Raw genomic sequence first — 6,968 nt, 5'->3', positions numbered from 1 at the left:
TCGCGGCTGCTCGCCAAACTGGGTGTCGAGCGTCGCCTCCAGGCCGCCGTCATCGCCGCCCACGCGGACGAGTCCGGGCAGCACCACCAGCGCCCCCACTGAGCCGACAGGGCCCGGACGGGAGCCCGGGTGGGCCCGGAGTTAGAGCCGAACGGCCCAAGCGGCGTGCACGGTCCCGGCCGCATCGTGGAGGGACGGACCTCCCGTCGCGGCTGAGAAGACGGCGATGACGTACTGGAACGGCCACGGCATGAACGGCTGGGGCATCGGCCTGATGACCGTGGGCCTCGCCCGCGGCGAGATCCACCCCGACGAGCGCCGCACCCGTCCGGACACCCTGCGCGGCGGCGACCCGCCCGCCTGACGTCATGGAGGCGGTCATGACCACCCTCACCCTCGACGCCCCCACGCTGGAGAAGCTCGTCTCCGCGGCGGTCGCCGCACCCTCGATCCACAACAGCCAGCCCTGGCGCTTCCGGCTCCAGCCGGACACCTCCACCCTGGAGGTGCGGGCCGACCGCAGCCGCGCCGTCCCGGCCGCCGACCCGCAGGGCCGGGCGCTGCACATCTCCGTCGGCGCGGCCGTCCTCAACCTGCGGATCGCTGCCCGCCACCTCGGCTGGGCACCCGACGTGCGCCTGGTGCCCGACCCGGCCGAACCGGACCTGCTCGCCGCCGTCCGGTTGGACACGGCGGCTGTCGTGCCGCTCCCGGGCACGGACAGGCTGTACGAGGCGATCTGGCACCGGCACACCATCCGCACACCGTTCACCGGCAGGCCCGTGCCCCCGGCCGTCCTCGACGAACTCGTCGCCGGCGCCCGGGCCGAGGACGCCGTGCTCCACCTGCCCGGCCACGACGAGACCGCCCGACTGCTCCACCTCACCGCCGAGGCCGAGCGCCGCAGCACCACCGACGAGGCCCAGCGCACCGAGAGCCGCAGCTGGATCCGCACCGGCGACGCACCGCCCTACGGCATCCCGGTCGGCGCGCTCGGTCCGCAGGACGTGTCCGGCCACCTGCCGATGCGCGACTTCTCCGCCCTCCACGCCGCCGAGCACCAGGCCCCCGCCACCTTCGAAGCCGAGCCCCGCGTCGCCGTCCTCACCACCGAGCACGACACCCCGCGGGACTGGCTGCGCGCCGGCCTCGCTCTGGAACACGTCCTGCTCGCCGCCACCGTCCACGGGGTCCGGGCCTCCCAGCTGCACCAGGCCATGGAGTGGCCCTACCTGCGGTGGGAAGCCCGTGACCCGCATCGGGGCCCCGGCTACGTCCAGATCCTGATCCGCCTCGGCTACGGCCCCGAGGGCGCCCCCACACCCCGCCTCGGAGCCAAGGATGTCGTGGACCGGCAATGACGAGGGTGCTGCCGCGTTCACTCGCCCGGGATCGGGACCCGCCAGACCAGCTCGGTGCCGCCTTCGGGGCGGGGGCGGGCGGTGAAGGTGCCGTCCAGTGCGGCGGCGCGGTCGGCCAGGTTGGCGAGCCCACTGCGGCGACCGTCCTCGGGGAGGCCGACTCCGTCGTCGGTGACGGTGAGGGTCAGGTCGGTCCCGGCGGCCACCGAGATGTCGACGGCGTCGGCCCGGGCGTGGCGGGCGGCGTTGGCCAGGGCCTCCTCCAGGACGGCGACGGCCGCGTCCGCGACCTCAACGGGGACGGTGACGTCGAGCAGGCCGGTCATCCGCAGGGCCGGGGCGAAGCCGAGGGACCGGGCGGCGCGTTCGACGACCTCGACGACGCGGGTGCGCAGGCCGCTCGCCGCCGGGCCCTTCTCCCGAAGGCGCAGGCCGAAAATGGTGGCGCGGATGGTCTTCGCGGTCTCGTCCAGGTCGTCGATCGCGCGCAGGACCCGGTCGGTGGCCTCGGGGTGCTCGATGAAGCGGGTGGCGCCCTGGAGGGTCATTCCGGTGGCGAAGAGCCGCTGGATGGCCAGGTCGTGCAGGTCGCGGGCGATCCGGTCGCGTTCCTGCAGCAACGCCACCTGCTCGGAGTCCCGGCGGCGCTCCGCGAGTTCCATCGCCACCGCCGCCTGGCCGGCGAAGCCCAGCAGCGGCCCGGACTCGCCCTCCTCGAACAGCGGCGCACCGGCCGCCCGGGCCAGCAGCAGCACGCCCCGGATCCCGTTCTCGCTGGTGCCGATGGGGATGGCGAGGGCCGGGCCCAGGCCCTGCCAGCGCGGCGGACCGGCGGTGATCCTCGGGTCGTGCTGGACGTCGGGGCTCACCACGAGGCCGCCGGTACGGAAGGCCGCCCCCATGAACGAGCCCTCGATCTGCAGCACCAGGCCGCGGTGCTCTTGATCGCCCAGGCCGACGGCGATCCGCACCTCCAGCTCGCCGGTCTCCGGCAGGGGCACGGCGACGACGGCGAGGTCCGCGCCGGCGATCTCGGTCGCCCGGGCGAGCAGCAGGTCCAGCACCTCCTGCTCCGCGCTGCCCGACAGCAGGGCGCTGGTCACCTCGGCACTGGCCTCCAGCCAGCGCTGCCGCCGCCGGGCCCGGTCGTAGAGCCGGGCGTTGTCGATGGCCACCCCGGCGGCGACGGCCAGGGTGGCGAGCACCGACTCGTCCTCGTCGTCGAAGTCGCCGCCGCCGCGCTTCTCGGTCAGGTAGAGGTTGCCGAACACCTTGCCGCGGATCCGGATCGGCACGCCCAGGAAGCTGCTCATCGGGGGGTGTCCGGCCGGGAATCCGTAGGACGCCGGGTGGCCGGAGATCCGGCTGAGCCGCAGCGGTTCGGGGTGGCGGATCAGTTCGCCGAGGATGCCGTGCCCGGACGGCAGGTTGCCGATCAGCTTGACTTGGTCGTCGGTGACCCCGACCGGGATGAACTGCGACAGCCGCTGGTCCTCGCCGATCACGCCGAGCGCACCGTACTCGGCGTCCACCAGGGTGACCGCCGCCTCCACGATGTGCTGCAGGACCTGGGAGAGTTCCAGGTCGCGCCCGACCGCCAGCACCGCCTCCAGCAGGCTGTGCACCCGGTCACGGGTGCCGCGGGCGGCGTCCAGCCGGGCCTGCAGTTCCTCCAGGAGCTCGTCCAGTCGCAGTTTCGGCACGGGGACGCCCGACTCCGAAGCGCTGGCCTCCGACGGGCTGGTCTCCGACACGCTGCCCAAGGGGTCCTCCCTGCCTCGCCCCCCATGTCCCACTGACCAGCGTAGGCGTGATCGCCCCGGCCCGGCGGGTGCGAGGAGGGGGTCCATCGGCCCAGCGGGAGCACCCCACCGGGCCCCTGGCAAAGGGCGCGGCCCGGGAGACGCTGGAAGTACGAGCGGAACCGCCGTCTCCGCCCTCCGAGAGGAGCGATCGCAGCATGAAAGCGCTCACCTACCACGGACCCGGCCGCCGCACCTGGGGCGACGCCCCCGACCCGGCCGTCCAAGACCCGGAGGACGCCGTCGTCCGAGTGGACGCCGTCACCATCTGCGGCACCGACCTGCACATCCTCAAGGGCGACGTCCCCGAGGTCACCGAGGGCCGCGTCCTCGGGCACGAGGCCGTCGGCACCGTCACCGAGACCGGACCGGGCGTGCGCACCGTCACGGCCGGCGACCGAGTGCTGGTCTCCTGCATCTGTGCCTGCGGCCGCTGCGCCTACTGCCGGGCCGCGAGCTACGGCCAGTGCACCGGCGGTGGCGGCTGGATCCTCGGCCACCTGATCGACGGCTGCCAGGCCGAGTACGTCCGCACCCCCTTCGCGGACACCTCCCTGTACAAGCTGCCCGACGGCGTCCGGGACGAGGACGCCCTGCTGCTCGCCGACATCCTGCCCACCTCCTACGAGGTCGGCGTCCGCAACGGCCGCCTCGGGCCGGGCGACACCGTCGCGATCGTCGGCGCCGGACCGATCGGCCTCGCCGCCATCCTCACCGCCCGCCTCTACAGCCCGTCCCGCATCATCGCGATCGACCTCGCGCAGAGCCGCCTCGACGCCGCCGAGCGCTTCGGCGCCGACAGGACGCTGACCGTGGCCGAGGCGACCCCGGAGGCCGTCCGCGGACTGAGCCGGGACGGACTGGGCGTGGACGTCGCGATCGAGGCGGTCGGCGTCCCCGAGTCCTTCGAACTGTGCACCCGCCTGGTGCGCCCCGGCGGCCGGGTCGCCAACGTGGGCGTGCACGGCAAGCCGGCGGTGCTCCACCTGGAGGACCTCTGGATCCGCGACGTCACCATCACCACCGGCCTGGTCGACACCAACTCCACCCCGCTGCTGCTCGACATGCTCGCCGTCGGCCGGCTGGACGTCGCAGGGCTGGTCACCCACCGCTTCGGGCTCGACGAGATGCAGGACGCGTACGACGTCTTCGCCGACGCCGCCGACACCGGAGCCCTCAAGGTCGCGCTCTTCCGGACCTGACCCGTGCGTGCCGAGGAGCCGCGACCATGATCACCGACCGCACCGACCCCACCGCCATCGCCCGCCGGATCCTCCAGCGCCGCGACCAACTCGGCCTGAGTGAAGGGATGCTGGCCTACCGGGCCAACATGGCACCGGCCTACCTGCGCCAACTCCTGCAGACCGGGCCGGAGCTCGACCCGCCCGCCTTCGTCCGGCTCGCCACCGCGCTCGGGACGACCTGGCCGCAGCTGCTGACCGGCCGCAACCCCGACGCCCCACCGGGACAGCCCGACGCCGCCGCCCCCCGCCCCCTGCTGTTCCACCTGACCGAACCGCAGTGCTGGGAACTGCTCGGCACCCACGGCGTCGGCCGGATCGGCCTGCCGATCGGGCCGGCACCTGTCGTGCTCCCGGTGAACTACGCGGTGGACACCCGGACGATCGTCTACCGTACGGCGCCGCACGGCGCGGCGGCCCCGGCCGACGGCTCGCCCGCCTCCTTCCAGGTGGACCATATCGACGACCACCGCAGCCTCGGCTGGAGCGTCCTGATCCTCGGCGAGGCCCACCACATCGACGACCCGGACGAGCAGCAACGGCTCTCCACCCTGCCCGGCGCCGAGCCATGGGCCGGCGGCTCCCGGCCCCTGTGGGTGCGCATCCGCCCCGTGGAGGTCACCGGCCGCCGGATCGGCACGGGGTGAACCTCGACCAACTCCGCGCCGACGGCCGGGTGTTCGGCTCCACCCGGACGCCATCGCGTTCGCCCGCAACCGCCTGTGCGGCCGGACCGCGGCCGCCGATCTTCCCTCGTCGCGGGAGCGGCCCGTTGACGCACCTCCGTCGAGCCGATCGTCACCGTTGCGTGCGGGGGCCTGGCCCAGGGGCATCGTTCTCGCTCCGGACGGGCGACTCCTGTTCTGTGCGAACCAGAGGTCCGATTCGCTGACGGCCTTCCGCCTCGATCCGTCGTCCGGGGCTTTGGCCCTGGCCGGCGAGCTGTCGGCGACCACCGAGCCCCCGTGCATCCTGCCGGTCGGTTCCCGAGTGGGCCGGTCGGTTCCCGAGCGGCGTCGGAGCCGAAGCGTCCGCCATGCTGTCTGACAGGTCCGAGAGCCGATCCTGCGACCCTCGGTGACGTCGTGTCAAGTCCTGATTCGCTTTCTGTTCACCGTTCGGCCGTGATGGCGTTCCCTGACCGCCCCCGTGATCCGCCGCGTCGATTCCGCTCGTGTACGGACTCTCGGTGGGGGACAAGTCCGTAAGTGATCGGATTTGATCAGAGGGCTTTCGCGAGGCAGGCTCGGTGCGCACAGTGGCGGATCCGCCACTGTGCGACACGGAGGGAGCCGCATGTCCGGGACCGAGCACGACGAGCCGACCGCACACGTCGTCGTCGGATACACCCCTCAGGAAGGATTCGTCGCCGTCCAACTCAGCCCGCCGCCGGCGGAGTACGTGTGGCACGACCGGCGGGCCGAGCACCGGCGGGAGCGGTTCGGGCCGGGGAACCGTTATCAGCAGTGGCTGGCCGTCGACGTCGGCACCGGCGCCGTGTGGTTCGGGGACACCGACTGGCGGAAGCCGGACGACGACCCCGCCGCCGGACTCCCGGGGCACCGGCGGGGCGAGGTCGGAGACGGGGCCCTGCCCTCGCCCGCCGTGCTCTTCCACCCGTTCACCCATCGCGTCGCCGACGGCGAGGGCGCGTCCTCCTGGCGGTTCCCCACGTCCGAGGACCTCCATGCGCTGGCCCGGCGGCTGCTGCCCACGGTTCAACGCGTGGTCGACTCCCTGCACCGGGTGGGCCCGAGCGGCGACCTGGAGTGGTCCGCCGAGGCCGCCACGGCCTGGTCCGACCTCGAACGAGCCTGTGAGTACACGTCCGACACGACGGGAACGGTGGTCTGGGCCGACTTCCGCACGAGCCCGGTCCCCGGCAGCAGAGTCGAAGTGACGGATTTTCTGGCCCGGAACCCGGAGTTGTGCGACCCGTCCTGGCCGACGGCCACGGACGCGGAGCTGGATGCCTATGCCGCGTACGAGCCCGGTTCAGGGTACGGCGGCGTTCCAGGACGGATGTGCGCTTCGGCGCGCGTCCACATCGAGGAGGGCTACACGTTCTACGGCCACCGCGCGGCCCTGTACGCCTACCGGGCCGCGGCTTGCGGAGACCGCACGCCGGTCGAAGCCGGGAGCTGGCTCCGGACCACCGACGCCGGACGCAGTGCGTGGGAAGCCGCCAAGGTCGTGGGCGCAAGTCTCGCCGATGCCACGGACTGCGTACTGGACCACCTCGTCGACACCTTCCGCAGTGCCGCAGCCGACGACGGCGCGGTCCTCACCGGTCTGCCGGCCTACCTGTGGCGACAGCGGGCCGAGGAACGGGCGGCGGTCGAGGAGACGCTCGCCGCCACCGGCGAGGAGCTGAACCGCCTCGAGGAACTGGTCAAGGAGATCCGGCGCGTGCGGAACACCGTCCTCACCCGCGTCCTCAGCTGGAACGACGGGCGGGACGACGAGGCGATCGCCGCTCTGGCCGCGACGTCCCCGAAGGTCGTGGCCGATTGGCGTGAGCGGCTCACGGCCAACCAGAGCGGCCGGCCGGTGTAGCGGGAGGG

7 protein-coding genes and 1 pseudogene are annotated in these 6,968 nt (G+C 73.4%); 7 read left to right on the top strand and 1 reads right to left on the bottom strand.

Annotated features, from left to right (window positions below):
* From ACZ3YL_RS05935 to ACZ3YL_RS05925, 3 genes and pseudogenes are all read left to right on the top strand, one after another.
* A pseudogene (locus ACZ3YL_RS05935) lies at window positions 1–102 on the top strand (DNA-binding response regulator); the annotation flags it as partial.
* Window positions 103–226: 124 nt separating this feature from the next.
* Window positions 227–364: a hypothetical protein gene (locus tag ACZ3YL_RS05930; protein WP_465655720.1), complete on the top strand. Its 138-nt coding sequence runs from the start codon at window positions 227–229 to the stop codon at window positions 362–364.
* Between the two features lie 16 nt (window positions 365–380).
* Window positions 381–1,361 carry an Acg family FMN-binding oxidoreductase gene (locus ACZ3YL_RS05925; RefSeq protein WP_465655718.1) on the top strand — a complete coding sequence of 327 codons (981 nt, stop codon included), beginning with the start codon at window positions 381–383 and terminating at the stop codon, window positions 1,359–1,361.
* Window positions 1,362–1,378: 17 nt separating this feature from the next.
* Here the strand turns inward: ACZ3YL_RS05925 and ACZ3YL_RS05920 are convergent, their stop codons facing one another.
* Complete coding sequence (locus ACZ3YL_RS05920) at window positions 1,379–3,211, bottom strand: sensor histidine kinase (protein WP_465655716.1); 1,833 nt, start codon at window positions 3,209–3,211, stop codon at window positions 1,379–1,381.
* A 110-nt stretch (window positions 3,212–3,321) separates the two neighbouring features.
* Between ACZ3YL_RS05920 and ACZ3YL_RS05915 the strand changes: the two genes are divergently transcribed.
* The 4 genes from ACZ3YL_RS05915 (at window position 3,322) to ACZ3YL_RS05900 (ending at window position 6,960) form a co-directional block, all read left to right on the top strand.
* Complete coding sequence (locus ACZ3YL_RS05915; protein ID WP_188307310.1) at window positions 3,322–4,365, top strand: zinc-dependent alcohol dehydrogenase family protein; 1,044 nt, start codon at window positions 3,322–3,324, stop codon at window positions 4,363–4,365.
* Window positions 4,366–4,391: 26 nt separating this feature from the next.
* Window positions 4,392–5,051, top strand: coding sequence for a helix-turn-helix domain-containing protein (locus ACZ3YL_RS05910; RefSeq protein ID WP_188307311.1), 660 nt, complete (start codon window positions 4,392–4,394; stop codon window positions 5,049–5,051).
* Between the two features lie 157 nt (window positions 5,052–5,208).
* Window positions 5,209–5,451 (top strand): beta-propeller fold lactonase family protein, encoded by a 243-nt coding sequence (locus ACZ3YL_RS05905; protein WP_188307312.1) that lies wholly within the window; start codon window positions 5,209–5,211, stop codon window positions 5,449–5,451.
* Window positions 5,452–5,700: 249 nt separating this feature from the next.
* Entirely contained in the window at window positions 5,701–6,960 is a 1,260-nt protein-coding gene (locus tag ACZ3YL_RS05900) for a hypothetical protein (RefSeq protein WP_188307313.1), read from the top strand.
* Window positions 6,961–6,968 lie beyond the last annotated feature (8 nt).

It is taken from the genome of Kitasatospora sp. NPDC023176, from assembly GCF_055560495.1.
Note: the sequence above shows the minus strand (reverse complement) of the source record. Positions and strands in the feature narration are given on the sequence as shown.

What these genes read in the sequence shown, in the direction of transcription:
- ACZ3YL_RS05930 (WP_465655720.1), top strand. Translation starts at nt 227, where the DNA reads ATGACGTACTGGAACGGCCACGGCATGAACGGCTGGGGCATCGGCCTG.
- ACZ3YL_RS05925 (WP_465655718.1), top strand. Translation starts at nt 381, where the DNA reads ATGACCACCCTCACCCTCGACGCCCCCACGCTGGAGAAGCTCGTCTCC.
- ACZ3YL_RS05920 (WP_465655716.1), bottom strand. Translation starts at nt 3,211, where the DNA reads ATGGACCCCCTCCTCGCACCCGCCGGGCCGGGGCGATCACGCCTACGC.
- ACZ3YL_RS05915 (WP_188307310.1), top strand. Translation starts at nt 3,322, where the DNA reads ATGAAAGCGCTCACCTACCACGGACCCGGCCGCCGCACCTGGGGCGAC.
- ACZ3YL_RS05910 (WP_188307311.1), top strand. Translation starts at nt 4,392, where the DNA reads ATGATCACCGACCGCACCGACCCCACCGCCATCGCCCGCCGGATCCTC.
- ACZ3YL_RS05900 (WP_188307313.1), top strand. Translation starts at nt 5,701, where the DNA reads ATGTCCGGGACCGAGCACGACGAGCCGACCGCACACGTCGTCGTCGGA.